Here is a 26548-nt window from a genome sequence, read left to right on the forward strand (position 1 = left end):
CCACGCCGACTCACGGTCGCGTTTCGCCGATGACCCGTACAGCGCGTTCGATCTCCGCCCCGGACAGGTCCGCTCGGGCGGTCAGCCTCAGCCGGGAGATGCCGTCGGGCACGGAGGGAGGGCGGAAGCAGCCCACGGCCAGGCCTGCCGTACGGCAGTCGGCCGCCCAGCGCACCGCCTGCTCCGGGGACGGAGCCCGCACGGAGACCACCGCGGCGTCCGGACGCACCGCCTCCAGGCCCGCGGCGGTCAGCCGTGCGTGCAGATCCGCGGCCACCTCGCGGGCCCGCGCCGCCCGTTCGGGCTCACGCTCCAGCAGCCGCAGCGCCGCCAGCGCGGCACCGGCCGCCGCCGGCGCCAGGCCCGTGTCGAAGATGAACGTCCGGGCCGCGTTGACGAGGTGGTCGATCACCCGCGCCGGGCCGAGCACCACCCCGCCCTGGCTGCCCAGCGACTTGGACAGGGTGGCCGTGGCGACCACGTCCCCGGCGCCCGCGAGACCGGCCGCGTACGGCGCGCCCCGGCCGCCCTCGCCCAGCACGCCGAGCCCGTGGGCGTCGTCCACGACCAGTCCCGCGCCGTGCTCCCGGCAGGCCTCGGCCAGCTCGGCCAGCGGGGCCCGGTCGCCGTCCACCGAGAACACCGTGTCGGAGACGACGATCGCCGGGCCCCGGTGCGTGGCCAGGGCCTTGCGCACGGCCTCGGGATCGGCGTGCCCGACGACCTGCCGCTCCCCCCGGGCGAGCCGGCAGCCGTCGATGAGGGAGGCGTGGTTGCCAGCGTCCGAGACGATCAGCGAGCCGTGCGGGCCGAGCGCGGTGACCGCGGCCAGGTTGGCGGCGTACCCGGAGGAGAAGACCAGGGCCGCCTCGAACCCGCAGAACGCGGCCAGCGCCCGCTCCAGCTCGGTGTGCAGGGCGGTGGTGCCGGTGACCAGCCGGGAGCCGGTGGAGCCGCCGCCCCAGGTCCGGGCGGCCTCGGCCGCTCCCCCGGTGACCTCCGGATGGCGGGCCAGACCCAGGTAGTCGTTGCTCGCCAGGTCCAGCAGCGGCGAGTCGGCGGGGCGCGGGCGCAGGGTGCGGACGAGTCCCGCGCGGCGGCGCGCCTCGGCCTGCTCGTCGATCCAGCCGAACACCATGGTTCCTCCGGTGCTTTTGTAGGTAGCGGACAGACCCTAGCGGTACGGCCGACGGGTCATGGTGTGGCAATACCCACACGGTGAAGCGGGTCTGTTGTGCGAAGTCTCCTTGGCCCGGGGCGGTCCGGTAGGACAGGATCGGACCTCATGGACCTGCTGAACACGCTGGTGGACAAGGGGCTTCGGCGCGAGCTGCCGACCCGCGAGGAAGCGCTCGCCGTGCTGGCCACCTCCGATGACGACCTGCTCGACGTGGTGGCCGCGGCCGGCAAGGTGCGCCGGCACTGGTTCGGGCGCCGGGTGAAACTCAACTATCTGGTCAACCTCAAGTCCGGGCTGTGCCCGGAGGACTGCTCGTACTGCTCCCAGCGGCTCGGCTCCAAGGCCGACATCCTGAAGTACACCTGGCTCAAGCCGGACGAGGCCTCCCAGGCCGCCGCCGCGGGCCTCGCGGGCGGCGCCAAGCGGGTCTGCCTGGTGGCCAGCGGGCGCGGTCCGACGGACCGGGACGTGGACCGGGTCTCCGAGACCATCAAGGCGATCAAGGAGCAGAACGAGGACGTCGAGGTGTGCGCCTGCCTCGGCCTGCTCTCCGACGGCCAGGCCGAGCGGCTGCGCGAGGCCGGCGCGGACGCGTACAACCACAACCTCAACACGTCCGAGGGGACGTACGGGGACATCACGACCACCCACACGTACGCCGACCGGGTGGACACGGTGCAGAAGGCGCACGCGGCCGGTCTGTCCGCCTGTTCGGGCCTGATCGCGGGCATGGGCGAGACCGACGAGGACCTGGTCGACGTGGTGTTCTCGCTGCGTGAGCTGGACCCGGACTCGGTGCCGGTGAACTTCCTGATCCCGTTCGAGGGCACCCCGCTGGCCAAGGAGTGGAACCTCACCCCGCAGCGCTGCCTGCGGATCCTGGCGATGGTCCGGTTCGTCTGCCCGGACGTCGAGGTCCGCATCGCGGGCGGCCGCGAGGTCCACCTGCGCACGATGCAGCCGCTGGCGCTGCACCTGGCCAACTCCATCTTCCTCGGCGACTACCTGACCAGCGAGGGCCAGGCCGGCAAGGCGGACCTGGAGATGATCGCGGACGCCGGCTTCGAGGTGGAGGGCGCCGGCGAGGTGACGCTGCCGGAGCACCGGGCGGCCGGCGGCGGGTGCGGCTCGCACGCCGAGGCGGGCTGCGGCTCGCACGCGGACGCCGGGTGCGGTGCGCACGCCGAGGGTGGGTGCGGTTCCCACGAGGGCGGCGGTGTCTGCGGGACGGCGGGCGTGCCCGGTGCGGCGAACGAGCCGCGTCCCGACCTCGTCGCGGTCCGCCGCCGGGGCGCCGGAACGGACCTCGCGCCCAATGCGTGACCTCGGCGTGCCGGAGCTGCTGGAGCTGGACCGGCGGCATGTGTGGCACCCGTACGGCCCGATGCCCGGGCGCGCGCAGCCGCTCGTCGTGGAGGCGGCGAGCGGGGTCCGGCTGCGGCTGGCCGACGGCTCCGGCGAGCTGATCGACGGCATGTCGTCGTGGTGGTCGGCCATCCACGGCTACAACCACCCGGTCCTGAACGAGGCCGTGCGGGAGCAACTGGGCCGGATGAGCCATGTCATGTTCGGCGGGCTCACCCACGAGCCCGCCGTCCGGCTCGCGAAGCACCTCGTCGACCTGTCGCCCGACGGCCTGGAGCACGTCTTCCTGGCCGACTCGGGCTCGGTGTCGGTCGAGGTCGCGGCGAAGATGTGCCTGCAGTACTGGCGCTCGCTCGGCCGTCCGGGCAAGCGGCGGCTGCTGACCTGGCGGGGCGGCTACCACGGCGACACCTGGCAGCCGATGTCGGTGTGCGACCCCGAGGGCGGGATGCACGAGCTGTGGACCGGCGTGCTGCCGCGCCAGGTGTTCGCGGACGCGCCGCCCGCCGCGTACGAGGAGTCGTACGCGGACCATCTGCGTGAGCTGATCGCGCGGCACGCGGACGAGCTGGCCGCGGTGATCGTGGAGCCGGTGGTGCAGGGCGCCGGCGGGATGCGCTTCCACTCCCCCGCCTATCTGCGGGTGCTGCGCGAGGCGTGCGACGCGCACGACGTGCTGCTGGTGTTCGACGAGATCGCCACCGGCTTCGGCCGCACCGGTGCGCTGTTCGCGGCGGACCACGCGGCCGTCACCCCCGACGTCATGTGCGTCGGCAAGGCGCTGACCGGGGGCTATCTGACGATGGCGGCCACCCTGTGCACCGCGCGGGTCGCCGACGGCATCTCGCGGGGCGAGGTGCCGGTGCTCGCGCACGGCCCGACGTTCATGGGCAACCCGCTGGCGGCCGCCGTCGCCTGCGCCTCCATCGAGCTGCTGCTCGGGCAGGACTGGCTCGCGGAGGTCAAGCGGATCGAGGCGGGGCTGCGGGAGGGCCTGGAGCCGGCGCGCGGACTGTCCGGCGTGCGGGACGTCCGCGTCCTCGGGGCCATCGGGGTCGTCCAGCTCGACCACGAGGTCGACATGGAGGCCGCGACCGGCGCCGCCGTGCGGGAGGGCGTGTGGCTGCGCCCGTTCCGCGACCTGGTCTACACGATGCCGCCGTACGTCACCTCGGACGAGGACGTGGCACGGATCGCGCGCGCGGTGTGCGCCGCGGCGCGGGAGGGATGAGATGCCGGTACTGGTGATCACGGGGACGGGCACGGAGGTCGGCAAGACCGTCACCACCGCCGCCGTCGCCGCCGCGGCGCTCGCGGCCGGGCGCTCGGTGGCCGTCCTGAAGGCCGCCCAGACGGGCGTACGGCCGGACGAGCGGGGGGACGCCGACGAGGTCGCGCGGCTCGCCGGTCCGGTCACGACCGCCGAACTCGCCCGCTTCCCGGAGCCGTTGGCGCCGGGCACGGCGGCCCGGCGGGCCGGGATGGCGCCGGTGCACCCGCGGGAGGTGGCCGAGCGGGCCGCCAAGCTGGCCACCGAGCACGACCTGGTGCTGGTCGAGGGGGCGGGCGGGCTGCTCGTCCGGTTCGACGCGGCCGGCGGCACGCTGGCCGACGCGGCCGCGCTGCTGGGCGCGCCGGTGCTGGTCGTCGCGCAGGCCGGGCTCGGCACGCTCAACAGCACGGAGCTGACGGCCCGCGAGCTGCGGCGCCGTGACGTGGAGTTGGCGGGCGTGGTGATCGGCAGCTGGCCCGACGCCCCCGATCTGGCCAGCCGCTGCAATGTGGCCGACCTGCCGGAGGTCGCCGAGGCCCCGCTGCTCGGCGCGCTGCCCGCGGGCGCCGGGGCGCTGCCGCCCGCCCGGTTCCGTGACGCGGCACCGGGCTGGCTCGCTCCCCGGCTGGACGGCACCTGGGACGCGGAGGCGTTCCGGATCCGCGCGGCGCCGTAGCCTCCTGCACCGCACGCCGGTCCGGCGCCCCGGGGCCGCCCGTGGTCCGTCGGACACCGGTCCGGCGTCCCGGGGCTGTCTCCGGTCCGTCGGACACCGGTCCGGCACCCCGGGACCGCCCCTGGCCCTCCGGACACCGGTCCGACAACCCGGGGCTGTCTCCGGTCCGTCGGACACCGGTCCGGCACCCCGGGGCCGTCCCCGGCCCGTCGGACACCAATCCGGCCTCCCAGGACCGTAGCCGACCCATCGAACACCGACCCGGCCTCCCCGGAGCCGTCCCCGGCCCGTCGGACACCAATCCGGCCTCCCAGGACCGTAGCCGACCCATCGAACACCGACCCGGCCTCCCCGGAGCCGTCCCCGGCCCGTCGGACACCAATCCGGCGTCCCAGGGCCGTCGCTGACCCATCGGATTCCGGTCCGGCATCCCGGGGCCGTCCTCGTGCCGTCGGCGGCCGGTGCGGGTGCGTCGGGCCGTCCCGGGGGAGACTCTCCCCAGGGACGTGCTGTCCAGGGAGGTTGCCATGCGGCTGCTGTCCACCCGTTCCGGCCAGATGGCGCGGAGTCCGGTGAGCCATCCGCTGTTCGCCCGTTGCTACGCCCGGATCAGCGTCGGAGCCGAGTCCCGGCTGGGGATGGCCGGAGTGCGGCAGCGGCTGCTCGCCGGGCTGTCCGGGCGGGTGATCGAGATCGGCGCGGGCAACGGGCTGAACTTCGCGCACTACCCCGGGGCGGTCGCGGAGGTCGTCGCGATCGAACCGGAGCCGCTGCTCAGGAGCCTGGCGCTGCGGGCCGCGCTGCGCGCGCAGGTGCCGGTCGACGTGGTGCCGGGCGCGGCGGAGGCCCTGCCGGTCAAGAGCGAGGCGTTCGACGCGGCCGTGCTGTCGCTGGTGCTGTGCAGCGTCCGGGATGTCGAGCGGGCGCTCGGCGAGGTACGACGGGTGCTCCGGCCCGGCGGCGAGGTGCGGTTCTTCGAGCACGGGCGGGGCGGCGGCCGGGCGATGACGCTGACCCAGCGGGCCCTGGACCGCACCCTGTGGCCGGCGGTGGCCGGCGGCTGCCATGTGTCCCGGGACCCGGTGGCCGCGCTGCGCGCCGCCGGGTTCCGCCTCGGCCCGCACCGGCGGGTGCTGCTGCCCGAGAACGGTCCGGCGCTGCCGACCTCCTACTGCACGCTCGGTGTGGCCTGGCGGGAGGACGAGCCGGACGCCCGCTGATCACACGCTCCAGCCGCGCAGTTCCCGGGCGATGTCGTCCACGCTCGCCGCGCCCTCCTTGACCAGCCGGGCGAGGTCCCTGACCTGCTCGGGGGTGGGGGCGACCTTCTCGCCGCCGGCGACCAGGTAGCCGTAGGCCACCGCCGAGGCGAACAGCGCGTTGGAGCGTTCCAGCGCGGGCACGTGGATCAGCAGCTGGAGCAGGGAGGCCGCGCGGGCGTGCGGGCTGTCGTAGACGGGCACGCCGAATATCTCGGCGCGGTGCCGGGCGACGGCGGCGACCAGCGCGCCCCAGTCCGTGACCTGCGGGTCTCCCGGAGTCCGCTGTTCGGCGAGCATGAGCAGCCAGGCGAGGTCGATGCCGAGTTCGTCCAAGGGATCAGCGGCGGCCTTCACCGGTGTCGGCCGAGCGGGTGCCGGCGGAACGGGTCTCGGCGAACTCCTCGGCGAACACGGCCTCGTACTGCTTCATGAAGTCGGCGGCGGCCTCCACGAAGGTGCGGCCCGCTTCCCCGGCGTCCTGTCTGACCAGCTCTTCGATGTAGCGGTTGACGCTCATGCCGCGGGCCAGGGCGCGCTCGCGGGCCGCGCGGGCGGTGCCCTCGTCCACGCGCACGTTCAGCTGGGTCTTCGCCATGCCTCGACGCTAGCGCCGGATTGCTAGCGGCGGCAAGGGCGCACGGAGGCGCTGCGGGCGTCGCGGATGAACGCGCCGGCGGCGACCGCCCACGAGTGATCGCCCACGAGTGATCACCCCGGAGTGATCGCACCCCGAGTGATCGTGCCGGCCCGGACGTGATGGAATCGGAGCGAACCAAGTCGTTTTGCACCAAGTCGTCTCGCACCGGGGAGAGTTCATGGCGCGTCCGTTCCGCTTCGGGGTCAACCTGCTCACGCCGGCGCCCGCCGACGAGTGGCGCGCCAAGTGCCGCCGCGCCGAGGAACTGGGATACGACGTGATCCTCGTCCCGGACCACCTCGGCATGGTGGCGCCCTTCCCGGCGCTGGTCGCGGCGGCGGAGGCGACCCGGCGTCCGCGGCTCGGCACGTTCGTGCTGAACACGGGCTTCTGGAACCCTGCGCTGCTGGCGCGGGAGGTCGCGACCACGGACGCGCTGACCGGCGGCCGGCTCGAACTGGGCCTGGGCACCGGATACGTACAGGCGGAGCACGAGGCCGCCGGGCTGCCCTTCGGCTCGCCGCGCGAGCGGGTGGACCACCTGGAGCGCACGCTGGCGGAGCTGGACCGGCTGCTCGGCTCCGGGGAGCACCAGCCGCGGCCCGCGCAGTCCCGGGTGCCGGTGCTGGTCGGCGCCAACGGCGACCGGATGCTGCGGCTGACCGCCGCGCACGCGGACATCGCGGCCTTCACCGGCGCCCGCCCGGGCAGGACGCCCGGCACGCTGGAGCCGCTGCGCGCGGAGGAGCTGGACGAGCGGGTGGCCCGTTACCGCGCGCTGGCGGCGGACCGGGCGGAGCCCGCCGAGCTGAACCTGCTGATCCAGCTGGTCGCCGTCACCGACGACCCCGAACCGGCGCTGAGGCCGCTGCTGGAGAGCCTGCCCGGGATGACCGTGGACGAGGTGCTGGCGCTGCCCATCGTGCTGGCCGGTCCGCTGGAGGACGTCGTGGCGAAGGCGCGGGCGCAGCGCGAGCGGTTCGGTTTCTCGTACCTGACCGTGCTGGAACCGTCCATGGAGGCGTTCGCGCCGGTACTGGCCCGGCTGCGCGAGGAGGAGTCCGCCTGAGGGAGTCTCCGGGAGGCGTCGCGTGAGGGGGCTCCGGCAGGCGTCGCCCGGGGGTGATCCGCCCGGTGAAAAGCGCGTGCCCGGCAGCCCCTTCGCGATCATCATGCCCCCATGACCGATCTCCGTGTACGTACCGCCGTTCCCGACGACCTCGACGCCGTCCTCGCCTTCTGGAGGACGGCCGCCGAGGGCACCAGCATCAGCGACGACCGCGCCGGTGTGGAGCGGCTGGTCGACCGTGACCCCGGGGCTCTGCTCCTGGCGGAGCGGGACGGTGAGCTGGTGGGCACGGTGATCGCCGGTTTCGACGGCTGGCGGTGCCACCTGTACCGGCTCGCGGTGCATCCGCGGCGACGGCGGCAGGGCATCGGCTCGGCGCTGCTGGCCGCCGCCGAGGAGCGCTTCGTACGACTCGGGGGGCGGCGCGCGGACGCGATGGTGCTGGTCCGCAACGAGACCGCGCACCACGCCTGGGCTGCGGCCGGATACGGGCCGGAGGAGCACTGGCGGCGCTGGGTGAAACCGCTCACGGACTGAGACCCGGACGCTTCTTTGCTCATCCTTTACCCTTGAGGGAGCACTCGGCCCTTTATGAAAGGTAGTGAGCGTCCGCCCATGGGCGAGCCTCCCCCGCGGCGACACCGCGCGTACTTCCCTGCCCTGTCCGATCATGGGACGGGGGTGACCCGATGACCGAAGTGCTCCTCCTTCTGGTGGCGATCCTGCTCTCGCTGGCCTGCGGAGCCTTCGTGGCGGCGGAGTTCTCGCTGACCACGGTGGAACGCGGCGAGCTGGAGCGGGCCGCCGCGCGCGGCGAGCGCGGTGCCGCGGGCGCCCTGAAGGCCGTACGCAACCTGACGTTCCAGCTCTCCGGCGCCCAGCTCGGCATCACCGTCACCAACCTGGTCGTCGGCATGCTCGCCGAGCCGTCCATCGCCAAGCTGCTCGCCGGACCGTTCCGGGCGATGGGCCTGTCCCAGGGGACGGCGAGCTCGGTCGCGCTGGTCGTGGGCACGGCCCTGTCGACGGTGGTCCTGATGGTCGTCGGCGAGCTGGTGCCGAAGAACTGGGCGATCTCCTCGCCGTTGACCGTGGCCAGACGGGTGGGCAGCGCGCAGCGCTGGTTCAGCGCGGTCTTCCGGCCCTTCATCACCCACCTGAACAACACCGCCAACCGGTTCGTACGCCGGCTCGGCATCGAGCCCGCCGAGGAGCTGGCCTCCGCGCGCGGACCGCAGGAGCTGGCCGCCCTCGCCCGGCACTCCGCCAAGGAGGGCGCCCTGGAGCCGGACACCGCCGAGCTGTTCGTGCGGACGCTGAACCTGGCCGACCTCACGGCCGAGAACGTGATGACCCCGCGCGTCCAGGTCGTCGCCCTGGACACCCAGGCGACCTGCGAGGACGTCGCCAACGCCACCCGGGCCACCGGCCTGAGCCGGTTCCCGGTCTACCGGGGCAGCCTGGACTCCGTCGTCGGCACCGCCCACATCAAGGACGTGCTGGCCGTCCCCGCGGACCAGCGGCGCCACCGCAGGGTCGCGCAGGTGATGCGCGAGCCGCTGCTGGTGCCCGAGTCGCTGACCGTCGACCGGCTGCTGGACCGGCTCGGCGGCCGGCGCACCATGGCCGTCGTCATCGACGAGTACGGCGGCACGGCGGGCGTCGCCACCCTGGAGGACATCGTGGAGGAGGTCGTCGGCGAGGTGCGGGACGAGCACGACCCGCACGAGACGCCCGACCTCGCCCCCGCGGGCGCGGACGAGCGGGGCCGCGCCCTGTACGAGGCGGACGGCGCCGCCCGCACCGACCAGCTCGCACGCGTGGGTCTGCGCGTGCCCGAGGGGCCGTACGAGACGCTGGCCGGCCTGGTCGCCACCGAGCTGGGCCGGATACCCGCCGCGGGCGACAGCGTCGAGGTGGCCGGCTGGCGGCTGGACGTGGTCGACGCCTCGGGCCGCCGGGCCGCGCGGGTCCTGCTGCACGCGCCGCTGGACGACGAGCGCGCAGAGGAGGCCGGCGGGATCCGCAGGCCATCCGGGGCACAAGGCACAGGCGGGGCCGACGGGACCCGCGGGGCACGGGAGGGGACCCGATGACCGCCGTACAGCTGCTGATCGGTCTGGCGACCCTCGTCGTCAACGCCTTCTTCGTCGGCGCCGAGTTCTCGCTGATCTCCGTGCGCCGCTCGCAGATCGAGCCGCTGGCCCAGGAGGGCGACCGGCGGGCGCGCAGCGTGCTGTGGGGCCTGGAGCACGTCTCCGCCCTGCTGGCCGCCGCGCAGCTGGGCATCACACTGTGCACGCTGGTGCTGGGCGTGGTCGCCGAGCCGGCGATCGCGCATCTGCTGGAGCCGGTGTTCCACGCGCTGGGCGTGCCCGTGAGCGCGGGTCACGCGGTGTCCTTCGTGATCGCGCTGACCCTCGCGACGTATCTGCACATGCTGCTCGGCGAGATGGTCCCCAAGAACATCGCGCTCGCCGAACCGGTGCGCAGCGCGCTGATGCTCGGCCCGCCGCTGGTCGCGCTGGCCCGGGCGCTGCGCCCGGTGATCTTCGCGATCAACGCCTTCGCGAACGGGCTGCTGAAGCTGCTGCGGGTGGAGGCCAAGGACGAGGTCTCGGCGACCTTCACGGACACCGAACTGGCCGAGATCGTCAAGGACGCCAGTGAGGCGGGCCTGATCGACAACCGTGCGCAGGAACGCCTGCACGACGCCCTGGAGCTGGGCAGCCGGCCGGTGCGGGACGTGGTGGTCCCGCTGCAACGGGTCGTCTACGCCCGCGTGGGCGTCACCCCGGAACAGCTGGAGCGCCTGTCGGCCGAGTCGGGCTTCTCCCGTTTCCCGGTGGTCGACTCCGGCCGCCGGATCGTGGGCTACCTGCACGTCAAGGACGCGCTGGACGCCTCCCCCCGGGACGTGCCGTTCCGGCTGCGCGACATGCGGCCCATCGCCCGCGTCCGCGAGAGCACCCCGCTGGACGACGTCCTCACCGCCATGCGCGGCGGCCGCACCCACCTCGCGGCCGTCCTCGGTGACGACGGCCGCCTGGCGGGCCTGGTGACGATGGAGGACGTGCTGCGCCAGCTCTTCGGGCAGCCGGCGCAGGGGTGAGGGCCGGAGGGGGCGCACGGGGGGAACCCGGGCCTACCGACCGGCAGGTATTGGCCTCGGGATACCATCTCTGTCGCCATGCAGACGAACCCCGCATCTCCTGCGTACACCAGCCTGGTCGCGGTCGGCGACTCGTTCACCGAGGGCATGTCGGACCTGCTGCCCGACGGCTCCTACCGGGGCTGGGCCGATGTGCTCGCCGGGCGGATGGCCGCGCGGACACCCGGTTTCCGGTACGCCAACCTCGCCGTGCGCGGGAAGCTGATCGGGCAGATCGTCGACGAGCAGGTGGAGGTGGCGGCGGCGATGAACGCCGACGTCGTCACCCTGGTCGGCGGGCTCAACGACACCCTGCGCCCCAAGTGCGACATGGGCCGGGTCCGGGACCTGCTCACCGAGGCCGTGGAACGGCTCGCGCCCTCCTGCAAGCAGCTGGTGCTGATGCGCAGCCCCGGCCGCCAGGGCCCGGTGCTGGAGCGGTTCCGGCCGCGCATGGAGGAGCTGTTCGCCTGCGTGGACGAGCTGGCCGCCCGGCACGACGCCGTCGTCGTCGACCTCTACGGGGCGCCCGCGCTGGCCGACCCGCGGCTGTGGGACGTGGACCGGCTGCACCTGACGGCGGAGGGGCACCGCAGGGTCGCCGAGGCGGTGTGGCAGACGCTCGGCTACGCCCCGGAGGACACCGCGTGGCACGTGCCCATGCCGGCGACGGCCCCGCCGGGCTGGCTGACGCGGCGGACCGCCGACGTGCGCTTCGCCCGGCAGCACCTGTTCCCCTGGATAGGCCGCCGCCTGACCGGCCGCTCCTCCGGCGACGGCCGCCCGGCGAAGCGCCCGGAACTGCTGCCCTACGAGGGCGGGGCGTAGCCCTCCACCGGCGACTCCCCCTGTCAAGTCCCGCATTCCCGTGCCGTGACGCGCCTGGCCGGCCGGGGCGCAATGGAGGCGAGGGGCCGTTCGGGCCCCGGCAGCCATGGAGGTGTGGGAATGAGTCAGACGCCGAACCGTACGAACCGGCCCGCCTCGCGGGTCGCGCTGCGCCGGCAGATCGTCGCCCTGGCGGGGTTCGCGCTCTGTGTCGTCAGCATGCTGGTGTCGGGCTTCCGAGCGGTGAACACATCGGCAGGTCCGCCCTCCCCCGGCACCGGGTCCGCCACCCGTGCACCGGCCCTCCCGTGGAACGGCGCCTCCGGCAGGGGCGGGGGCGGGGGCGGGGGCGCCTACGTCGCACCCGGCGCAGCCACCGAGGGGAACGTCACCGCCCCGGCCGGCGCCACCGACGTGCCGACACTCGTGATCGTCGGCGTGGCGGGCACGAGTGTCCTCCTCAGCGGGATCACGGTAGTGCTGACCCTGCGGCGGAGCGCCCGCGCGGCACGACGGCAGCAGGACGGGCCCTGCGAGCCGGTGCCGGCCGCCGCCACCGACGTGACGGGGATCTCGTAGCTTCGTCCGACCGCACCCATGGCGTTGGCCTGCACAAACCGCCAGTAGAATCTGGACACGTGACTTCTGCGCCCGCCAAGCCCCGCATCCCGAACGTCCTCGCCGGACGCTACGCCTCCACCGAGCTCGCCACGCTCTGGTCCCCCGAGCAGAAGGTGAAGCTGGAGCGGCAGCTCTGGCTCGCCGTGCTGCGGGCCCAGAAGGACCTCGGCATCGAGGTGCCGGACGAGGCGATCGCCGACTACGAGCGTGTCCTCGACACCGTCGACCTGGCCTCGATCGCCGAGCGCGAGAAGGTCACCCGGCACGACGTGAAGGCGCGCATCGAGGAGTTCAACGACCTCGCCGGGCACGAGCACGTGCACAAGGGCATGACCTCCCGTGACCTCACGGAGAACGTCGAGCAGCTGCAGATCCGGCTGTCGCTGGAGCTGATGCGCGACCGTACGGTGGCCGTGCTGGCCCGCCTCGGCAAGCTCGCGGGCGAGTACGCCGAGCTGGTCATGGCCGGCCGCTCGCACAACGTGGCCGCGCAGGCCACCACCCTCGGCAAGCGGTTCGCGACCGCCGCCGACGAGCTGCTCGTCGCCCACGGCCGCGTCGAGGAGCTGCTCGGCCGCTACCCGCTGCGCGGCATCAAGGGCCCGGTCGGCACCGCCCAGGACATGCTGGACCTGCTCGGCGGCGACGCCTCGAAGCTGGCCGAGCTGGAGCACCGGATCGCCGGTCACCTCGGCTTCTCCCAGGCCTTCACCTCCGTCGGCCAGGTCTACCCGCGCTCGCTGGACTACGAGGTCGTCACCGCGCTGGTGCAGCTCGCGGCGGCGCCCTCCTCGCTCGCCAAGACGATCCGGCTGATGGCCGGGCACGAGCTGGTCACCGAGGGCTTCAAGCCGGGCCAGGTCGGCTCCTCGGCGATGCCGCACAAGATGAACACCCGCTCCTGCGAGCGCGTCAACGGCCTCATGGTCATCCTGCGCGGCTACGCCTCGATGACCGGCGAGCTGGCCGGCGACCAGTGGAACGAGGGCGACGTGTCCTGCTCGGTGGTGCGCCGGGTGGCCCTGCCGGACGCCTTCTTCGCGCTGGACGGCCTGCTGGAGACCTTCCTGACCGTCCTCGACGAGTTCGGCGCCTTCCCGGCCGTCGTCGCCCGCGAGCTGGACCGCTACCTGCCGTTCCTGGCCACCACCAAGGTCCTCATGGGCGCCGTGCGGGCCGGGGTCGGCCGTGAGGTGGCGCACGAGGCGATCAAGGAGAACGCCGTGGCCACCGCGCTCGCGATGCGGGAACAGGGCGCCGAGCGCAACGACCTGCTCGACAAGCTCGCCGCCGACGAGCGCCTGCCGCTCGACCGGGAGCAGCTGGCCGCCCTGATGGCCGACAAGCTCTCCTTCACCGGTGCCGCCGCCGACCAGGTCGGCGTGGTCGTCGGCCGGATCCAGGAGATCGTCAAGCAGCACCCGGAGGCCGCCGGCTACACCCCCGGAGCGATCCTCTGACCCGCCTGACCAGGGCCGACCTGGAGGCCGCCCGCGACCGCCTCGTCCCGGACGTGGTCGCGGACGGTCTCCACGTGCTGTTCTGCGGCATCAACCCCGGGCTGATGACGGCCGCGACCGGCCACCACTTCGCCCGTCCCGGCAACCGGTTCTGGCCGGTGCTGCACCTGTCCGGCTTCACGCCCCGGCTGCTGAAGCCGGCCGAGCAGCGGGAGCTGCTCTCCTACGGGCTCGGCATCACCAACGTGGTGGCGCGGGCCACCGCGCGGGCGGACGAGCTGACCGCCGAGGAGTACGCCGAGGGCGGGCGGCTGCTGACGGAGAAGGTGACGCGGCTGCGGCCGGGGTGGCTGGCCGTGGTCGGGGTGACCGCGTACCGGGCCGCCTTCGGTGACCGCACGGCCCGGGTCGGGCCGCAGGAGCGGACGATCGGGGGCACCCGGGTGTGGGTGCTGCCCAACCCCAGCGGGCTGAACGCGCACTGGACGGCGGCGACGATGGCGGAGGAGTTCGCCCGGCTGCGGGAGGCGGCGGACGTGCCCGGTCACGGCGGGTCGGTCTCCGTCACTATCCCGAGCAGCTGAAACGGCAGCTCCTTGCCCCACCGGGAGACGCCGAGGGCAACCCAGCGGCCCGCCTCCGGCACCCGCCACAGGTGGACGTCCGGGACGTGACCGCTGAGCCCGGCCCAGGGCTCCGCGAGGTCCTCGCCCGCCGTGCTCCGGTCGAGCACGCTGTACAGGCTGAACTGCTGCGGCCTGCCCCACCGCTCCGCCAGCCGCTCGGCGAGGCCGTCCCGGTCGGCCTCGACCTGCGCCTCCGCCTCGTCCCGTGCGCTGCCGTCGTCCTCCCGGAAGTCCTCGCTCGTCCGTAAGGCGGCTATGTGATAGCCGGGCCCGCTCTCGCCGTGCTCCGTCCTGCCGTACGCCGCCGGGAACTCCCGGGCGCACAGCAGGTCGATGAGGGTCAGGCACTTCGCGATGTCCATGCGATCCAGTAAAGCGGGGGGCACTGACAATTGGCGGTCCGTCAGGGGCCCGCACGCCGTCAGGCGTCCCTGCGCCGGACCGTCCACCCGCCGGCCGCCAGGGCCGCCGCCGTCCACAGCGCGGTCACGGCGAGTCCGCTCCAGGGGCCGAGGGCGCCGTCCCAGCTGCTGTGCAGGGCCACTTGGCCCGCCCGGTCGGGGAGGAAGTCGGCGGCGCCGCCGGACAGGTCGCCCACCACGAAGGAGACGATCAGCAGGAACGGGATCAGCACGGAGAGGGTCGCGACCCCGCTGCGCAGCACGGCCGCGAGTCCGGCGGCGAACAGGGCCATCAGCGTCAGGTGCAGGCCGCAGCCGACCGCGCCGCGCACGCCCTCGCCCCAGCCGGGTGCGGAGGTGCCGAGGACCGCCCGGCCCACCAGCAGCGTGACGAACCCCGTGAGCAGCCCGACGGCCAGCACCGGCAGGGCGATCGCCGTGACCTTCGCGGCGAACCAGCGCCCCCGGTCGGGCACCGCCGCCAGCGTCAGCCGGAGCGCACCGTCCCGGAACTCCGACGCGACGGCCGTCGTACCGAAGGCGATCGCGGCGATCTGGCCGAAGCTGACGCCGAAGAACACCGAGAACAGCGGGTCGGAGTCGTCGGCGTCGGCCGCCGCGAGCGCCGAGAACGCGGCGGTGGCGACGAGGACCGCGGCGAGGGCGCCCAGCAGGGAACGCAGCGAACGGATCTTGATCCACTCGGCGTGGAGCACGGGTGCGAAGGGCATGGTCAGGCCTCCTGGTGCTGTGCGGTGAACTCGGCCTCGGCCGTGGTCAGATCGAGGTAGGCCTCCTCCAGGGTGGCCTCCTGGGCGGCGAGTTCCAGGACGGGGACGCCCTCCTCGGACATCAGACGGCCGAGGTCGTCCACGCGCGCGTGCCGGACGGTCCACGTCCCGTCCTCGCCGCGGGAGGCGTCGTGGCCGTGCCGGGCGAGGAGGTCGCCGAGGGCGGCGGGGTCGGTGGTGCGGATGCGGACGTGGGGCTGTACACGCGCCCGGATGAAGTCCTGGACGGGTGTGTCGGCCAGCAGGCGGCCCCGGCCGAGGATCAGCAGGTGGTCGGCGAAGGCGGCGGTCTCGCCCATGAGGTGGCTGGAGACCAGGACGGTACGGCCCTCGGCGGCGAGCCGGCGCAGCAGTGTGCGGATCCAGACGATGCCCTCGGGGTCGAGGCCGTTGGCGGGTTCGTCGAGCAGCACCACCTCCGGGTCGCCGAGCAGGGCGGCGGCGATGCCGAGCCGCTGGCGCATGCCGAGGGAGAACGTCCGTACCCGGCGCCGGGCAACGGTGGCGAGACCGGTCTCCTCCAGGACGGAGTCGACCCGGCGGGCCGGGATGCGGTTGCTCGCGGCGAGGGCGAGCAGATGGTCGCGGGCGGTGCGGGAGCCGTGCGCGGCGCGGGCGTCGAGCAGGGCACCCACCCGGCGCAGGGGGGCGCGGAGGCCCGCGTAGGCCTGGCCGCCGACGGTGGCGGTGCCGGCGGTGGGCCGGTCGAGGCCGAGGACGAGCCGGAAGGTCGTGGACTTGCCGGCGCCGTTGGGGCCGAGGAAGCCGGTGACCCGGCCGGGGCTCACCCGGAAGGTGAGCCGGTCCACGGCCCGCCGGCCGCCGTACTCCTTGGTGAGGTCGCGTACGTCGATGCTGGTCATGGCAACAGCCTGGCGGGGTACGGAGTTCGGCTCCTCCCCCGCCGGCGGGGACCGTCTCCCCCGTGCGGGGGAGCTCCGTCGTCGGTGCCGCCTGCGACGATGACGTCATGGCTCGCCTCCTGCGCCCGCTGCTGCGCGGCACGACGTACACGCGCCTGCTGCATCTGTGGGTGCCGATGCTGATGGTCAGCGTCTGGCTCTACATCGACCCGTCGGCTCCCTGGGTGCCCGCGCTGCTGCTCCTCCCGCTCGGCCTCGTGCCCGCGGTGCGACGGGGCGAGGGGGTGCAGGCGCGGCTGATGCTCACGCCGGGCGAGCCGGAGCCGGGCATCTCCGAGGCGCCGGCGGCGAACTGGCGGGACCGGCTGCGTACGGTGCTGTGGCTGGAGCTGCGCATGGTGCTCGGCGGCGCGGCCGTGTTCGCCTCGGTGTGGCTGCCCGTCCTCTGCTTCGAACTGGTGCGGTGCGCCTGGGGCGACGCGCCGGCCGGGATCCCGCTGCTGGGCCGGCTGCCGCCGCACCCCGCCTGGGCCCTGCTGGCACCGCTGCCGCTGCTCGCCCTGTACGGAGTGGTCGTCGGGCTCGGCGAGCTGGTCACGGCCGCCGCGCGCCGGCTCCTGGGGCCGTCGGCGGCCGAGCGGCTGGCCGCGCTGGAGGAGCGCACCGAGCAACTGCTGGAACGCACCCGGATGGCCCGGGAGTTGCACGACTCGATCGGTCACGCCCTGACGGTGGCGGTGGTGCAGGCGGGTGCCGCGCGCGCGGCCGGCGATCCGGAGTTCACCGACCGTGCGCTGAGTGCCATCGAGGAGACCGGCCGGGCCGCGCTGGAGGACCTGGAACGGGTGCTGGGCGTGCTGCGGGAGGCGGAGCGGCCGGTGAGCGCGCGGCCGACGCTGGCCGACGCCGGCCGGCTGCTGGAGTCGGCGCGGGCCTCCGGGGCCACCATCGACGCCGAGGTGACGGGGCCGGTCGAGGCCGTGCCCGGCCCGGTGTCCCGCGAGGGCCACCGCATCCTCCAGGAGGCGCTCACCAACGCGCTGCGGCACGCGGGGGCGGTGCCCGTCCGGGTCCGGGTCGCGGTCACGGACGGGCTGCTCACCCTGGAGGTCCGCAATCCGCTGCCCGGTGCGGTACCCGGGCCCGGCCGGGGCAGCGGCCTGCGGGGCATACGGGAGCGGGCGGCGCTGCTCGGCGGCACCGCCCGGACCGGTCCGCACGAGGGTGACTGGCAGGTGCGCGCGGAGCTGCCGCTCGGCTGATCTAGGCTGGCCGGATGCCGGTCACCGTACTCCTCGTCGACGACGAACCCCTGGTCCGCGCGGGTCTGCGGGCCGTGCTGGAGGCGCAGCCCGACATCGAGGTGGTGGGCGAGGCGGCCGACGGTGCGGCGGTCATCCCGCTGGTACGGCAACTGCGGCCGGACGTGGTGGCCATGGACGTACGGATGCCGCTGATGGACGGGATCGAGGCCACGCGCGCGGTGCTGCGCACGGTGCCGGAGCCTCCGAGGATCCTCGTGGTGACCACCTTCGAGGACGACGAGTACGTGTACGAGGCGCTGCGTGCGGGCGCCGACGGGTTCCTGCTGAAGCGGGCCCGTCCGGCCGAGATCGTGCACGCGGTGCGACTGGCCGCGGAGGGCGAGTCGCTGCTGTTCCCGGCCTCCGTACGGCGCCTGGCCGCCCGCTACGGCGACGCCGACCGGCCGGCGCGGGCCGCGCTGGAGCGAGCCCGGCTGACCGAGCGGGAGGCGGAGGTGCTGCGGCTGATGGCCCGGGGGCTGTCGAACGCGGAGATCGCCGCGCGGCTGTTCGTGGGCGCGGAGACGGTGAAGTCCCATGTGAGCGCGGTGCTGGCGAAACTGGGTGCGCGCGACCGCACCCAGGCGGTGATCACGGCCTACGAGTCGGGGTTCGTGGAGCCGGGCTGACCGAGGGCCGGGCCGCGCGGCGGAACCCGGCACTCGCCGGGGCGGACGGGGCCGAGTACGATCCGGCCAACACGCCCGCGAGCTGGGAGGACGGACGGTGGGGCAGCTGACCGGCGGCGATCCCTCGCTGCTGCGAAGGATCAATTCCGCGGTGGTGCTGCACGCGCTGCGTGCCACGGACTGCGCGACGCTCACCGAGATCACCCGCGTCACCGGTCTGTCCCGGCCGACCGTCGAGGGCGTCGTGGAAGGGCTCATCGAGGGCGGGCTCGTGGTGGAGGCGGCGGCCGACGACGGTGGCGCCCGCCGGCAGGGCCGGCCCGCCCGGCGGTTCCGGTTCCGGGCCGAGGCGGGGCATCTGCTGGGCCTGGAGATCGGGCCGCACCGGGTCGCCGCGCTCCTGTCCGACCTGGACGGACGGGTGCTGGGCGCGCAGGCCAAGGAGGTCGACGAGAAGGCCCCGGCGGACGAGCGGCTCGACCGGCTGCGCGGCGCCGTCGCCGAGCTGCTGCGCCGGGCCGGGGTGGCGCGCAGTTCGCTGCGGGCGGTGGGCGTGGGCACACCGGGCATCGTGGAGGCCGACGGCACGGTACGGCTGGGCACGGCCCTGCCGCAGTGGACGGGGCTGCGGCTCGGCGAGCGGCTGAGCCGTTCCTTCCGCTGTCCGGTGCTGGTGGAGAACGACGCCAACGCGGCGGCCGTGGCCGAGCACTGGAAGGGCGCGGCGACCGAGACGGACGACCTGGTGTTCGTCCTGGCCGGGCTGAGCCCGGGGGCCGGTTCACTGATCGGGGGGCGGCTGCACCGGGGCTACGGCGGGGCGGCCGGGGAGATCGGCGCGCTGCACCTGCTGGGCCGGGAGGCCACGCCGGAGGCGCTGCTGTCCACCACCGACGAGCCGCTGCACCCGCTGGACGAGCAGGCGGTCGCCGAGGTGTTCGCGCTGGCGCGCAAGGGCGACCAGCGGGCCCGGGCGGCCGTCGAGCGGTTCATCCAGCGGCTCGTGCACGACGTCGCCGCACTGGTGCTGGCGCTCGACCCGGAGCTGGTGGTGATCGGGGGCTGGGCGGCGGGTCTGGACGGCGTCCTGGAGCCGCTGCGGCAGGAACTGGCCCGGTACTGCCTGCGGCCGCCTCGGGTGGCGCTGTCCGTGCTGGGCGAGGCGGCCGTGGCGACGGGGGCGCTGCGGTTGGCCCTGGACCATGTGGAGGAGCAGCTGTTCGCCGTGGACGGCTCGGTGACGGCCCGCCGGTGACGGGCCGCTGGTGACGGCCCGCCCGTGACGGGCGGTCACCGCTCGCCGGTGACCGCTGGTGACCACCCGCCGGTGAACGCTGGTGACCGCCCGCCCGTGGCGGGACACGGCATCGCCCCGCCCCGGGGCCGCCGGGGGGGGAGCGCCGCGGGCTTCAGGAAGCGCGCTGCTCCGGGTCGTGGTGTATCTCCACGCCCGCCGATTCACCGAAGGTCAGCCGGCAGGTGTCGGCTCGGTACGTCGCCACCGAGAGGGCCGCCGTGCGGCCCTGGGCGAAGAAGCGGGTGGTGACGACGAGGACGGGCGAGCCGGGGAGCCGGTCGAGTTCCCTGGCGTCGTCCGCGCGGGCGGAGCCCAGTTCGACGGCGCGGTCCTCGCCCTCCAGCGACAGGTGCTGCAACTCGCGCAGCACCGCACGCGCGCGTGCCGCGCCGGACGGGGCGTCGATCGCGGTGAGGCCGGGCACCGAGGCCGCCGGGATGTAGAGCAGTTCGGTGGCGACCTGCTGGCCGTGGGACATGCGGGTCCGGCGGACGGTGTGGACGGTCTCGTCCGGGCCGGTCTCCAGGGCCGCGGCGACCGCGGCGGGCGGTGTCGCCTGGTCGCTGTCGACGGGCTGCCAGGCGTCTCCGGCGGCGCCGGGCCAGGCATGCTGTTCGGCGCCGACGGACACGCCCACGCGCGGCGGCGCGACGGTCGTGCCGACCCCGCGGCGGCGCTGCAGCCGGCCCTCCAGCTCCAGCTGTTCGAGGGCCTGCCGGAGCGTCGCGCGGGCCACGCCGAAACGGGCCGCGAGGTCACGCTCGTTGGGCAGGATCTCGCCGACCGAGAACTCCGAGTCCAGTGCCTCGGTGAGCACGGTCTTCAGATGCCAGTACTTCGGTTCCGGTACCGATTCCAGCTGCGTGGTCCCCACCCTGTCCTCCGCAAGAGCCGTGGTCCGGCGGTTTTTGGCGCCCTTGTTTATTAAAGGTTGTTGCACTTCTCTGCGACCATAGGGCGGCCGTCACCCTTGGTCAAGACCAATCGTCGATCCCTGCCCGAACGCACGGGCGCCCCGCCACGGAGCGTTCATGAGGCGTTCGCAGGCGGCGCGGCGGGTGACAGCACGGCAAAGCCCCCGTCACACGACGGGGGCCTGCGGACCGGAGCGGGCGCGAGGGGGCGGCGGCGCCCCCTCGCCGGATCAGCCGCCGGTGAGGTGCCGGAGCTTGTCCGGGTTGCGCACGACGTAGACGGCGGTGACGCGGCCGTCGGCGATGTCCACCTGGAACAGGCTGTCGGGCTTGTCGTCGACCAGGACCAGCGCGGCGGGGCCGCCGTTGACCTCCACGGGCTGGACGGACAGCCCGGCCGGGAGCTTGCTCGCGGCGCCGATGAGGAAGCGGGCGACCTTGTCGGCGGTGTGCAGGGTGCGCAACGGCGCCTTGGCCTTGCCGCCGCTGTCGCCGACCAGCCGGACGTCCGGGGCGAGCAGGGACATCAGCCCCGCCAGGTCGCCCTCGGCCGCGGCGGCGAGGAAGCGCTCGGTCAGGTCGCGGCGCCGGGCGGGGTCGACCTCGTACCGCGGGCGCCGTTCCGCCACGTGCCGGCGGGCCCGCCCGGCGAGCTGCCGTACCGCGGGCTCGGCGCGGTCGAGCAGCTCGGCGATCTCGGCGTACGGGTAGCCGAAGGCCTCCCGCAGCACGAACACGGCCCGCTCCAGCGGGGACAGGGACTCCAGGACGACCAGGACGGCCAGGGAGACCGTGTCGGCGAGCACGGCGCGGTCGGCGGAGTCGGGGGCGGTGTCGGCGAATTCGGTGAGGTACGGCTCGGGCAGCCACGGTCCCACGTACGCCTCGCCGCGCGACTGCACCTGGCGCAGCCGGTCGATGGCCAGCCGGGTGGTGATGCGCACCAGGTAGGCGCGCGGTTCGCGGACCTCGCCGCGGTCGGCCCGGTACCAGCGCAGCCAGGCCTCCTGGACCACGTCCTCGGCGTCGGCGACCCGGCCGAGCATGCGGTAGGCGACTCCCGTGAGCAGGGGCCGGTGCTCTTCGAAGACGTCGGTGGCTGGGTCTGCGGTCACGGGTCCATCCCATCCGACACGCCCTCCGCTGTCCACCCGGAATGCCCGGCTCCAGGAGCGGTACGGATCACAATGACCGCGGACCGCCGGCGGGCGGCGGCCGGTGACCGTGAGGTGGGCGATGCGGTACGCGGTGCTGGGCACGGGCGAGGTGGGCCGTACCCTGGCCGGCCGGCTGCTGGAGCTGGGCCACGAGGTGACCCTCGGTTCGCGCACCCGGGACAACCCGGTGGCCGTGGAGTGGGCGACGGCCGAGGCCGGGCGGGCCCACGCGGGGACGTTCGCGGACGCGGCGGCGGCGGGCGAGGTGGTGGTGAGCGCGGTGGGCGGCCGGGTGGCGCTGGACGCGCTGCGGGCGGCGGGCGCCGAGCACCTGGACGGCAAGGTGCTGGTGGACGTCTCCAATCCACTGGCGTTCGAGGACGGGCAGCCGCGGCTGGACCCGGTGGAGTCGGACAGCGTGGGCGAGCGGATCCAGCGGGCGTTCCCGCAGGCGCGCGTGGTGAAGGCGCTGAACACGGTCAACTGCCGGGTGATGGTGGATCCGGGGCGGGTGCCGGGCGAGCACCAGCTGTTCGTGTGCGGGGACGACGCCGGGGCGAAGGAGCAGGTGACGGCGCTGCTCGGGGAGTTCGGCTGGCCGGCCGGGCGGGTGCTGGACCTCGGCGGGATCCGGTCGGCGCGGGCGGTGGAGATGTATCTGCCGCTGTGGCTCGCCCTGTTCCGGCGCTTCGGGGACGCCGACTTCAACATCGAGGTGCGCCGGGCGGGTTGAGGGCGGACCGCGCGTTCGCACCCCAGGGGCTACCCGTCGGTAGTAATTGCTGACAAGCTGTCTACGGCGTCCGTCAGCAGCCCAGACGAGGAGCACCCCATGTCCGCCACCGTCTCCTTCACGGTCCCCGCCCCGCACGGCCCCAGCGACGTCACCGTGTCCTACGCGCGCGTGGGCCGCGGCGAACCGCTGGTCCTGCTGCACGGCATCGGCCATCACCGGCAGGCCTGGGACCCGGTCGTGGACATCCTGGCCACCGAGCGCGAGGTGATCGCCGTCGACCTGCCGGGCTTCGGCGCGTCCCCGGGGCTGCCGGACGGCCTGGCCTACGACCTCCCCACCACCAACGCCGTGCTCGGCGCCCTGTTCGAGGCGCTGGAACTGGACCGCCCGCACGTCGCCGGCAACTCGCTGGGCGGGCTGCTCGCCCTGGAGCTGGGCCGGGAGAAGCTCGTGCGGTCCGTCACCGCCCTGTCCCCGGCCGGTTTCTGGTCCGAGGCCGAGCGGCGGTACGCCTTCGCCGTGCTGCTGGCGATGCGCGGCATCGCCCAGCGGCTGCCCCTGCCCCTGGTGCAGCGGCTGTCCCGTACGACGGCCGGCCGTACCGCGCTGACCAGCACCATCTACGCCCGACCCGGGCGCCGTTCGCCGGAGGCGGTGGTCGCCGAGACGCTGGCGCTGGTCGGGGCCGAGGGATTCGAGGCGACCCTGCGGGCGGGCGGCACCGTCCGCTTCACCGACGACCTGCCGGGCCTGCCGGTCACGGTGGCCTGGGGCACCCGGGACCGGATCCTGGTCCGCCGCCAGGGCGTCCGCGCCAAGCAGCTGATCCCGCACGCCCGGCTGGTCCGGCTGCCCGGCTGCGGCCACTGCCCGATGAACGACGACCCGGCGCTGGTCGCGCGCGTCATCCTGGACGGCAGCCGCTGACCGCCCCGGCCGCCGCCGCGCCGGCCCCGCCTCGGCGCCGCCCCGACCGACCCCGACCCGCCGCCTCGACCGCACCTGACCGCACCTGACCGCCTTTCAGCCGACTGGAGTTCACTTCCGGTTCGTGTGCGCGCCTCGGCACCCCAGTAGGTGTGGCTCTGCACACTGGCCGGATCCCGTCCCTGGAGGCTTGAGCCATGTCCCACCGTCCGCTCCCCGGCCGCCGCAGCGTCCTGCGCGGCTCCCTCGCCGCGTCGGCGGCCCTGACCCTGCCCGTGGGCCTCGGCGCGGCCCCGGCGTTCGCCCGCTCCGGACGCCCGGAGGCGGGCTGGGGCGTGCAGACCGGTGACGTGACCGCCGACTCCGGTCTGGTGTGGGTGCGTTCCGACCGGCCGGCCCGGATGATCGTGGAGACCTCGGCCACCGAGTCCTTCCGCAACCCGCGCCGCTGGCACGGCCCGCTGCTGGGCGCCGGCACGGACTTCACCGGCACCACCCGACTGCACGGCCTGCCCTCCGGCGAGCAGATCCACTACCGGGTGCTGCTCGCCGACCCGGACGACCCGCGCCGCACCGGCGAGCCCGTGACCGGCACCTTCCGCACCGTCTCCCGGCGCCGCCGGGACGGTGTGCGCTTCCTGTGGTCGGGCGACCTGGCCGGACAGGGCTGGGGCATCAACCCGGACCTCGGCGGCTACCGCATCTACGACGCCATGGCGAAGCTGGACCCGGACTTCTTCCTGTGCAGCGGCGACAACATCTACGCCGACGGCCCCATCACCGCCACCCAGGCACTGCCCGACGGCGGCACCTGGCGGAACATCACCACCGAGGAGAAGTCGAAGGTCGCCGAGACCCTCGCCGAGTACCGGGGCAACTTCCGCTACAACCTGCTCGACACCCACCTGCGCCGGTTCAACGCCCAGGTGCCCTCGATCGTCCAGTGGGACGACCACGAGGTGCGCAACAACTGGTACCCGGGCGAGGTGATCGCCTCGACCGACACCCGCTACACCGAGAAGAGCGTCGACGTCCTCGCGGCGCGCGCCCGGCGGGCGTTCAGCGAGTACTTCCCCCTGTCCACCCTGCGTCCGGGCGCGAAGGAGGGCCGGGTGTACCGGGTGCTGCACCAGGGCCCGCTGCTGGACGTGTTCGTGCTCGACATGCGCACCTACCGCAACGCCAACTCCCCCGACGACCAGACGACCGACCCGCAGGGCATCCTCGGCCGGGAGCAGCTGGAGTGGCTCAAGCGGGAGCTGGCCCGGTCGCGCGCGGTGTGGAAGGTGATCGCCGCCGACATGCCGCTCGGTCTCGTCGTACCGGACCCGATGGAGGGCAAGCCGAACTTCGAGGCGGTGGCCCAGGGCGACCCGGGGGTGCCGCTCGGACGGGAGCTGCAGATCGCCGAGCTGCTGCGGTTCGTCAAGCACCGGCGGATCACCGGCACGCTGTGGCTGACGGCGGACGTGCACCACACCTCGGCGCAGCACTACCACCCGTCCCGGGCCGCGTTCACCGACTTCGAGCCGTTCTGGGAGTTCGTCTCCGGGCCGCTGAACGCCGGTGCCTTCCCGGCGAGCGCGCTGGACGGCACCTTCGGCCCGGAGCGGGTGTTCGTGAAGGCGCCGACCGCGTCGAACGTCTCGCCCGCGGGCGGCTACCAGTTCTTCGGCGAGGTCGACATCGACGGGGACAGCGGGGAGCTGACGGTGCGACTGCGGGAGCAGGACGGCACCGTACTGTTCACGCGGACCCTGCAACCGGGGCGCGTCGGCCAGTAGGACGGACCGGCCACGAGGTCAGCCGGTCGGTCAGGCGGTCGGGCGGTCAGCCGTAGAAAGTGCAACAAATGGGACGGAGCATACTTTACCCATCGGTCACAATCAGTTCGTGATCATGCAACACCGTTCCTCCACAGTGGCTGTATGACTCCAGAGATCCCTGATGTGACCCGGGCCAGGCACGGACGGCCCGTGCACCACTGGCGGCGGGACGTCGTCGAACTCGCCGCGCTCTTCACCGCCGTGGCCGTCGCGGACGCGGTGGCGAACATGGTCGGGCACGGGCCCGACGGCCCGGCCCTGCTGGTGGCGTCGGCCGTCGTGCTGGCCGCGACGGCGGGCTTCCACGTGTGGTGGTCACGCCGCCACGGACACGCCCCGCCGGTGAGCGATACCGGTGCCCGGCCGACCGCCGAGACGCGGCCGGCCGGGCAGTCCGGGCAGCCCGTCACCGAGGACGGCGCCGGCGAGGACCCCGGCACGCTGTGGCGGATGCGGACGACGGTGAAGGACGAGCCGGGTTCGCTGGCCGCCCTGTGCGCGGCGCTCGCCGGGCGGCGGGTGGACATCCTGAGCCTGCAGACGCACCCGCTGGCCGACGGCACGGTGGACGAGTTCCTGCTGCGGGCGCCGGGCGCGCTCGCGGCGGCCGAGATCACCCGGGCGGTGGCGCTGGCCGGGGGCACGGCCACCTGGATCGAGCGGGCCGACGCGCACGACCTGGTCGACGTGCCCACCCGGGTGCTCGGCCTGGCCGCCCGCACCGCCCTCGACGCCTCCGAACTGCCGCTCGCCCTGCGCCAGTTGCTGGGCCGCTGCACGATCCGTTCGCTGCCCGGCACACCGGCCGGCGGCGGCCGTGGTCCGGCGCCGGTACCGGTCGAGGGTGTGCTGGAGGACACCGTGATGCGGCTGCCGGCGCCCGAGGGCGGCGTGCTCACCGTGGAACGGCCGTATCTTCCGTTCACCCCCGCCGAGTTCGCCCGCGCCCGTGCGCTGGTGGAGCTGGACGGCCGGCTCGGGCCACGCATCCCCGACGGCCATGACGTGCTGACCCTCCCCGAGGGCAACGACATCACCGTGCGCCGGGTGGACACCGGGGACCTGGTCGCGGCCCGGGCGATGCACGACCGGTGCTCGCCGCACACCCTCGGCATGCGCTACCACGGCCCGGTCGGCGACGCGGACCGCTATCTGAACCACCTGCTCAGCCCGCGCTTCGGCCGGACGCTGGCCGCCCAGACCGCCTCGGGGAGGATCGTCGGCCTCGGGCACCTGCTGTGGGACGGCGACGAGACCGAGGTCGCGCTGCTGGTCGAGGACGAGTGGCAGCGGCGGGGCATCGGCGGCGAGCTGCTCGGCCGGCTGGTGACGATGGCGGCGGAGGCCGGCTGCGCGAGCGTGTACGCCGTGACCAAGGCGTCCAACCCCGGCATGGTCGCCGCGATGCGCGGCCTCGGCCTGCCGCTGGACTACCAGGTGGAGGAGGGCACCCTGGTGATCACGGCCCGGCTGGACGCGACACCGGTGACCCCGGTGCCCCGGTCGGCCTGAAAGAAGCCCCCGCGCGGAGACGGCGCCGGGCCGGAACGGCGGC

At 74.4% G+C, this 26548-nt stretch carries 27 protein-coding genes; 19 read left to right on the forward strand and 8 right to left on the reverse strand.

Going from position 1 to position 26548, the window contains the following annotated elements; genetic code table 11:
• Positions 1–10: 10 nt before the first annotated feature.
• Entirely contained in the window at positions 11–1138 is a 1128-nt protein-coding gene (locus IEZ20_RS21140) for an 8-amino-7-oxononanoate synthase (protein WP_189301024.1), read from the reverse strand.
• Positions 1139–1285: 147 nt separating this feature from the next.
• Here IEZ20_RS21140 and bioB point away from each other — a divergent pair, with 147 nt between their 5' ends.
• From bioB to IEZ20_RS21160, 4 genes are all read left to right on the forward strand, one after another.
• Positions 1286–2503, forward strand: a complete 1218-nt coding sequence (gene bioB, locus IEZ20_RS21145) for a biotin synthase BioB (protein ID WP_189301026.1) — start codon at positions 1286–1288, stop codon at positions 2501–2503.
• On the forward strand, positions 2496–3776 hold the full coding sequence (locus IEZ20_RS21150) for an adenosylmethionine--8-amino-7-oxononanoate transaminase (protein WP_189301029.1): 1281 nt from the start codon (positions 2496–2498) through the stop codon (positions 3774–3776). The genes bioB and IEZ20_RS21150 overlap by 8 nt, the downstream gene beginning before the upstream one ends.
• 1 nt (position 3777) lies before the next feature.
• Positions 3778–4494 carry a dethiobiotin synthase gene (bioD, locus tag IEZ20_RS21155; RefSeq protein WP_189301031.1) on the forward strand — a complete coding sequence of 239 codons (717 nt, stop codon included), beginning with the start codon at positions 3778–3780 and terminating at the stop codon, positions 4492–4494.
• Positions 4495–5021: 527 nt separating this feature from the next.
• Entirely contained in the window at positions 5022–5714 is a 693-nt protein-coding gene (locus IEZ20_RS21160; protein WP_189301033.1) for a class I SAM-dependent methyltransferase, read from the forward strand.
• On the opposite strand, the gene IEZ20_RS21165 is transcribed toward IEZ20_RS21160, so the two are convergent.
• Both IEZ20_RS21165 and IEZ20_RS21170 read right to left on the reverse strand, forming a co-directional pair.
• Complete coding sequence (locus tag IEZ20_RS21165; protein WP_189301035.1) at positions 5715–6089, reverse strand: fic family toxin-antitoxin system, toxin component; 375 nt, start codon at positions 6087–6089, stop codon at positions 5715–5717.
• 4 nt (positions 6090–6093) lie between these two features.
• Complete coding sequence (locus IEZ20_RS21170; RefSeq protein ID WP_189301037.1) at positions 6094–6351, reverse strand: toxin-antitoxin system HicB family antitoxin; 258 nt, start codon at positions 6349–6351, stop codon at positions 6094–6096.
• A 220-nt stretch (positions 6352–6571) separates the two neighbouring features.
• Between IEZ20_RS21170 and IEZ20_RS21175 the strand changes: the two genes are divergently transcribed.
• From IEZ20_RS21175 to mug, 8 genes are all read left to right on the forward strand, one after another.
• A complete protein-coding gene (locus IEZ20_RS21175; RefSeq protein ID WP_189301040.1) occupies positions 6572–7462 on the forward strand; it encodes an LLM class F420-dependent oxidoreductase in 891 nt (296 codons plus the stop codon).
• A gap of 111 nt (positions 7463–7573) precedes the next feature.
• The gene (locus IEZ20_RS21180) at positions 7574–7999 is read left to right on the forward strand and encodes a GNAT family N-acetyltransferase (protein WP_189301042.1); all 426 of its coding nucleotides are present in this window, start codon (positions 7574–7576) and stop codon (positions 7997–7999) included.
• Between the two features lie 152 nt (positions 8000–8151).
• Positions 8152–9558, forward strand: a complete 1407-nt coding sequence (locus tag IEZ20_RS21185; RefSeq protein WP_189301044.1) for a hemolysin family protein — start codon at positions 8152–8154, stop codon at positions 9556–9558.
• Positions 9555–10574, forward strand: coding sequence for a hemolysin family protein (locus IEZ20_RS21190; RefSeq protein WP_189301046.1), 1020 nt, complete (start codon positions 9555–9557; stop codon positions 10572–10574). Before IEZ20_RS21185 ends, IEZ20_RS21190 begins: the two co-directional genes overlap by 4 nt.
• 78 nt (positions 10575–10652) lie before the next feature.
• Positions 10653–11441, forward strand: a complete 789-nt coding sequence (locus IEZ20_RS21195) for an SGNH/GDSL hydrolase family protein (protein ID WP_189301049.1) — start codon at positions 10653–10655, stop codon at positions 11439–11441.
• Positions 11442–11561: 120 nt separating this feature from the next.
• Positions 11562–12020 (forward strand): hypothetical protein, encoded by a 459-nt coding sequence (locus IEZ20_RS21200; RefSeq protein ID WP_189301052.1) that lies wholly within the window; start codon positions 11562–11564, stop codon positions 12018–12020.
• A gap of 59 nt (positions 12021–12079) precedes the next feature.
• A complete protein-coding gene (gene purB / locus IEZ20_RS21205) occupies positions 12080–13522 on the forward strand; it encodes an adenylosuccinate lyase (RefSeq protein ID WP_189301055.1) in 1443 nt (480 codons plus the stop codon).
• Between the two features lie 53 nt (positions 13523–13575).
• On the forward strand, positions 13576–14106 hold the full coding sequence (mug, locus tag IEZ20_RS21210) for a G/U mismatch-specific DNA glycosylase (RefSeq protein WP_268253073.1): 531 nt from the start codon (positions 13576–13578) through the stop codon (positions 14104–14106).
• Here the strand turns inward: mug and IEZ20_RS21215 are convergent.
• Genes IEZ20_RS21215 through IEZ20_RS21225 form a run of 3 tightly spaced genes read right to left on the reverse strand, consistent with a single transcriptional unit; the run spans position 14067 to position 16203 of the window.
• Positions 14067–14510, reverse strand: coding sequence for a hypothetical protein (locus IEZ20_RS21215; protein WP_189301057.1), 444 nt, complete (start codon positions 14508–14510; stop codon positions 14067–14069). The two genes, mug and IEZ20_RS21215, sit on opposite strands and share 40 nt — an antisense overlap.
• A 59-nt stretch (positions 14511–14569) precedes the next feature.
• On the reverse strand, positions 14570–15280 hold the full coding sequence (locus IEZ20_RS21220) for an ABC transporter permease subunit (RefSeq protein ID WP_189301059.1): 711 nt from the start codon (positions 15278–15280) through the stop codon (positions 14570–14572).
• 2 nt (positions 15281–15282) lie between these two features.
• Entirely contained in the window at positions 15283–16203 is a 921-nt protein-coding gene (locus tag IEZ20_RS21225; RefSeq protein ID WP_189301061.1) for an ATP-binding cassette domain-containing protein, read from the reverse strand.
• A gap of 107 nt (positions 16204–16310) precedes the next feature.
• Between IEZ20_RS21225 and IEZ20_RS21230 the strand changes: the two genes are divergently transcribed.
• The 3 genes from IEZ20_RS21230 to IEZ20_RS21240 all read left to right on the forward strand — a co-directional run bounded on the left by IEZ20_RS21230 (position 16311) and on the right by IEZ20_RS21240 (position 19391).
• Positions 16311–17465, forward strand: a complete 1155-nt coding sequence (locus IEZ20_RS21230; protein WP_189301063.1) for a sensor histidine kinase — start codon at positions 16311–16313, stop codon at positions 17463–17465.
• A gap of 14 nt (positions 17466–17479) precedes the next feature.
• The gene (locus IEZ20_RS21235) at positions 17480–18136 is read left to right on the forward strand and encodes a response regulator (protein ID WP_189301065.1); all 657 of its coding nucleotides are present in this window, start codon (positions 17480–17482) and stop codon (positions 18134–18136) included.
• Positions 18137–18233: 97 nt separating this feature from the next.
• Positions 18234–19391 carry an ROK family transcriptional regulator gene (locus IEZ20_RS21240; protein WP_189301067.1) on the forward strand — a complete coding sequence of 386 codons (1158 nt, stop codon included), beginning with the start codon at positions 18234–18236 and terminating at the stop codon, positions 19389–19391.
• Positions 19392–19545: 154 nt separating this feature from the next.
• Here IEZ20_RS21240 and IEZ20_RS21245 read toward each other — a convergent pair whose 3' ends face one another.
• Both IEZ20_RS21245 and IEZ20_RS21250 read right to left on the reverse strand, forming a co-directional pair.
• Entirely contained in the window at positions 19546–20307 is a 762-nt protein-coding gene (locus IEZ20_RS21245; protein WP_189301069.1) for a GntR family transcriptional regulator, read from the reverse strand.
• A 270-nt stretch (positions 20308–20577) separates the two neighbouring features.
• Entirely contained in the window at positions 20578–21462 is an 885-nt protein-coding gene (locus IEZ20_RS21250) for an RNA polymerase sigma-70 factor (protein ID WP_189301071.1), read from the reverse strand.
• Positions 21463–21583: 121 nt separating this feature from the next.
• On the opposite strand from IEZ20_RS21250, the gene IEZ20_RS21255 reads away from it, so the two are divergent.
• The 4 genes from IEZ20_RS21255 (at position 21584) to IEZ20_RS21270 (ending at position 26505) form a co-directional block, all read left to right on the forward strand.
• Positions 21584–22237 carry an NADPH-dependent F420 reductase gene (locus IEZ20_RS21255; protein ID WP_189301073.1) on the forward strand — a complete coding sequence of 218 codons (654 nt, stop codon included), beginning with the start codon at positions 21584–21586 and terminating at the stop codon, positions 22235–22237.
• A 99-nt stretch (positions 22238–22336) separates the two neighbouring features.
• Positions 22337–23167, forward strand: coding sequence for an alpha/beta fold hydrolase (locus tag IEZ20_RS21260; protein WP_189301075.1), 831 nt, complete (start codon positions 22337–22339; stop codon positions 23165–23167).
• A gap of 197 nt (positions 23168–23364) precedes the next feature.
• Positions 23365–24951 carry an alkaline phosphatase D family protein gene (locus tag IEZ20_RS21265; protein ID WP_189301077.1) on the forward strand — a complete coding sequence of 529 codons (1587 nt, stop codon included), beginning with the start codon at positions 23365–23367 and terminating at the stop codon, positions 24949–24951.
• A gap of 144 nt (positions 24952–25095) precedes the next feature.
• Entirely contained in the window at positions 25096–26505 is a 1410-nt protein-coding gene (locus IEZ20_RS21270) for a GNAT family N-acetyltransferase (protein WP_189301081.1), read from the forward strand.
• Positions 26506–26548: the final 43 nt, after the last annotated feature.

This window comes from Streptomyces cinerochromogenes (assembly GCF_014648635.1).
Classification (GTDB): Bacteria; Actinomycetota; Actinomycetes; order Streptomycetales; family Streptomycetaceae; genus Streptomyces; species Streptomyces cinerochromogenes.

Bases quoted from the DNA above. Each gene is read 5' to 3' on its own strand.
- IEZ20_RS21140 (WP_189301024.1), bottom strand. From the start codon at position 1,138: ATGGTGTTCGGCTGGATCGACGAGCAGGCCGAGGCGCGCCGCCGCGCG.
- bioB (WP_189301026.1), top strand. From the start codon at position 1,286: ATGGACCTGCTGAACACGCTGGTGGACAAGGGGCTTCGGCGCGAGCTG.
- IEZ20_RS21150 (WP_189301029.1), top strand. From the start codon at position 2,496: ATGCGTGACCTCGGCGTGCCGGAGCTGCTGGAGCTGGACCGGCGGCAT.
- bioD (WP_189301031.1), top strand. From the start codon at position 3,778: ATGCCGGTACTGGTGATCACGGGGACGGGCACGGAGGTCGGCAAGACC.
- IEZ20_RS21160 (WP_189301033.1), top strand. From the start codon at position 5,022: ATGCGGCTGCTGTCCACCCGTTCCGGCCAGATGGCGCGGAGTCCGGTG.
- IEZ20_RS21170 (WP_189301037.1), bottom strand. From the start codon at position 6,351: ATGGCGAAGACCCAGCTGAACGTGCGCGTGGACGAGGGCACCGCCCGC.
- IEZ20_RS21175 (WP_189301040.1), top strand. From the start codon at position 6,572: ATGGCGCGTCCGTTCCGCTTCGGGGTCAACCTGCTCACGCCGGCGCCC.
- IEZ20_RS21180 (WP_189301042.1), top strand. From the start codon at position 7,574: ATGACCGATCTCCGTGTACGTACCGCCGTTCCCGACGACCTCGACGCC.
- IEZ20_RS21185 (WP_189301044.1), top strand. From the start codon at position 8,152: ATGACCGAAGTGCTCCTCCTTCTGGTGGCGATCCTGCTCTCGCTGGCC.
- IEZ20_RS21190 (WP_189301046.1), top strand. From the start codon at position 9,555: ATGACCGCCGTACAGCTGCTGATCGGTCTGGCGACCCTCGTCGTCAAC.
- IEZ20_RS21195 (WP_189301049.1), top strand. From the start codon at position 10,653: ATGCAGACGAACCCCGCATCTCCTGCGTACACCAGCCTGGTCGCGGTC.
- IEZ20_RS21200 (WP_189301052.1), top strand. From the start codon at position 11,562: ATGAGTCAGACGCCGAACCGTACGAACCGGCCCGCCTCGCGGGTCGCG.
- IEZ20_RS21215 (WP_189301057.1), bottom strand. From the start codon at position 14,510: ATGGACATCGCGAAGTGCCTGACCCTCATCGACCTGCTGTGCGCCCGG.
- IEZ20_RS21220 (WP_189301059.1), bottom strand. From the start codon at position 15,280: ATGCCCTTCGCACCCGTGCTCCACGCCGAGTGGATCAAGATCCGTTCG.
- IEZ20_RS21225 (WP_189301061.1), bottom strand. From the start codon at position 16,203: ATGACCAGCATCGACGTACGCGACCTCACCAAGGAGTACGGCGGCCGG.
- IEZ20_RS21230 (WP_189301063.1), top strand. From the start codon at position 16,311: ATGGCTCGCCTCCTGCGCCCGCTGCTGCGCGGCACGACGTACACGCGC.
- IEZ20_RS21235 (WP_189301065.1), top strand. From the start codon at position 17,480: ATGCCGGTCACCGTACTCCTCGTCGACGACGAACCCCTGGTCCGCGCG.
- IEZ20_RS21255 (WP_189301073.1), top strand. From the start codon at position 21,584: ATGCGGTACGCGGTGCTGGGCACGGGCGAGGTGGGCCGTACCCTGGCC.
- IEZ20_RS21260 (WP_189301075.1), top strand. From the start codon at position 22,337: ATGTCCGCCACCGTCTCCTTCACGGTCCCCGCCCCGCACGGCCCCAGC.
- IEZ20_RS21265 (WP_189301077.1), top strand. From the start codon at position 23,365: ATGTCCCACCGTCCGCTCCCCGGCCGCCGCAGCGTCCTGCGCGGCTCC.
- IEZ20_RS21270 (WP_189301081.1), top strand. From the start codon at position 25,096: ATGACTCCAGAGATCCCTGATGTGACCCGGGCCAGGCACGGACGGCCC.